The organism is Streptomyces sp. NPDC088354 (assembly GCF_044753585.1).
Classification (GTDB): Bacteria; Actinomycetota; Actinomycetes; order Streptomycetales; family Streptomycetaceae; genus Actinacidiphila.
Window position 1 is genome coordinate 1 of the sequence record NZ_JBIVNJ010000134.1, and the last position, 2,421, is coordinate 2,421.

Here is a 2,421-nt window from a genome sequence, read left to right on the forward strand (position 1 = left end):
CGTCGTGTCTTATCATCTAACCCCTCCAGTGCGGCGGGCCGCCGCTGACTGGGGCGGACCGCCCCCACTATCTCTTTTTTCTGGCGCGGCGCCCGCCCGCGCGCCCGGGCGGCGGCCCGCGGCCCGCCGCCCACCGGCCCGGTGATGCGTAGCGGGCTCCGGCCGGCGGGCGGTCGGGTTTCTGCGCTGGTGCTGGGATGGGCTGCTGCTCGTCCGCGAGCTGGCAGCGCGGGCACAGTTCGTGGTGGCCGAGGTCGGTGACGATGGTTCCCCATCCGCGGCAGTGTTCGCAGTCGCGGGCCAAGGCGGTATTGGCGCGGGGAGCGGGGCGTGCCCCGTCTGTCATGGGGTGCTTCCTCCGATGCGTCGCTTTTATGACCCTTGGGTCATTTGTAAGTGACCGGCACCACACCCGCCAAATGCGTGTTCGACGCTAGGCGTCGCTCAGCATCTGGTCGGCCGCGAGTGCAGCGCGGCGGCGCGGGAAGTCTTCCACGAGCGGCGCCAACTTACCCGGGGTGTAGACGGCGTTGTACTGGCCGACGATGGCCCGGTCGGCGAGCAGCTTCGCGAGCACGAATTCGTCGGGGGCGACGCCGTGGTCCTCCAGGTGCTCGTTCCACACGGCGTAGATCCTGAACACCGGCAGGTAACGGCGCAGCGTGGAGGGGCTGACCGGGGCGCCGCCACGGCCGGTCAGCCCGAGCGTGGCCAGATGGGCCGACAGCACCTTGTCGGTCAGCTTGTCGTCGGTGATGGCCAGACCCTGCGCGCGCCGGTACCGGTCCCAGACCCGGTAGTACCCGTCGACCCTCGTCAACGACGGGGCTACCCCGTCGGTCGGGGGCACTTCGGGCGCGGGAGGCTGAGCGGGAGTGGCCGGCTCGGCCTGCTGCAGGGCTTCCGGTGCGGTCTCCGGGGCTGCCTCGGGTACCGCAACCGTGACGGTGACGCGGCGGACCTGGCCCTCCGCAGCGGCCGCGGTCAGCGCCGGCGCGACCGGCTCGGGGACAGCTTCGGCGCGGTGCGGCCTCAGCCGAACCACGGTGTCCTCGACCTCGACCTCGACTTCCGCCTCAGGCCCGGGCAGCGGAGCAGAACTGCTCGGCGTCGTGGGCGGGCGCTGCGGCGCGGGAGGCAGTTCGATGCCTGCGGCGGCCAGTCCTGCGGGCGCGGTCTCGGTGAGCGGGATGCCGAAGCGGGTGAACGTCAGCGGCATCAGGGCGTCGACGGGGGCCTTCCGGCGCCAGGCCCGCCCGTACCGGGCGCGGAGCCGGGCTTGGTAGATGAGGCATTCGCGCTCGAGGTGGATGACCTCGTCGTAGGAGCGGAGCTCCCACAGCTTCATCCGGCGCCACAGGCGGAAGGTCGGCACCGGCGCGAGCAGCCAGCGGGCCAGGCGCACCGACTCCATGTGCTTGTCGGCGGTGATGTCGGCGACCCGGCCGATCGCGTGCCGGGCCGCCTCCACCGAGACCACGAAGAGGATCGGGATGATGCCGTGCATCCCGACGCCGAGCGGGTCGGGCCAGGCGGCCGCGCCGTTGAAGGCGATGGTGGCGGCCGTCAGCAGCCACGCGGTCTGGCGCAGCAGCGGGAAGGGGATGCGCAGCCAGGTCAGCAGCAGGTCCAGCGCGAGCAGGACCACAATCCCGGCGTCGACACCGATCGGGAGCACGTTGGCGAAAGCGCCGAATCCCTTGGCGAGCGCGAGTTCGCGCACCGCCGCGTACGAGCCCGCGAACCCGATCGCCGCGATGACCACCGCGCCGATCACCACGACGCCTATCAGGATCCGCTGGGTACGCCCCAGCTGCTCGGTGTCCTGTTCTGCCCCCTCCACGACCGGCGGCCCCTCCTGAATCTCCTGTCACACGCTGTAGCCAGGGTCAACACTCTCACGATGGGGTCGCAGGGTTCACCCCCTGAGCATCACGATGCCGAGACAGCTGACTCAGATGCCGCGAGGGCGCACCGCCGGGTGCGGCAGTCCGACTGCCGGGCGGAACGCAACCTTGGAGCGTGCCGTGCCGTTACCGAGGCATGGACCGGCCCTTCTACGCTCCGTACATCGATGCCGTGGTCTCCGAGTTGGGACGGCTCGCATCGCCGAACGTGTGGTATGCACGCTTCCCTGAGGGTGGCGGTCCGTCTGCTTTCGGAGCGACGATTCTTCTCCTCGACGGCACGTACGACGCCGAGGAGGACCGGACGATCAGTACGGAGCTGCGGTGGTCCCCGTCGACCGGCTGGTCGTGGGCTTATGTCTGCTCCGACGGAGCGGAGTCCATCAGCGAGTGCCTCCTTGCGGCGCTCGTACCGCCGCCTAGACGAGTCTGTCCGAATGCGTTCAGTGGTCGAAGGCGGTCAGTGAGCGGCTGACCGCCTGGCCGGTCTGGAAGTTGTGCCAGATCGCTGCGG

1 protein-coding gene is annotated in these 2,421 nt (G+C 70.4%); it reads right to left on the reverse strand.

What is annotated here, in order from left to right; translation table 11 throughout:
- Nucleotides 1-433: 433 nt before the first annotated feature.
- Nucleotides 434-1,843 (reverse strand): DUF2637 domain-containing protein, encoded by a 1,410-nt coding sequence (locus ACIP98_RS42230; RefSeq protein ID WP_401982181.1) that lies wholly within the window; start codon nucleotides 1,841-1,843, stop codon nucleotides 434-436.
- Nucleotides 1,844-2,421: the final 578 nt, after the last annotated feature.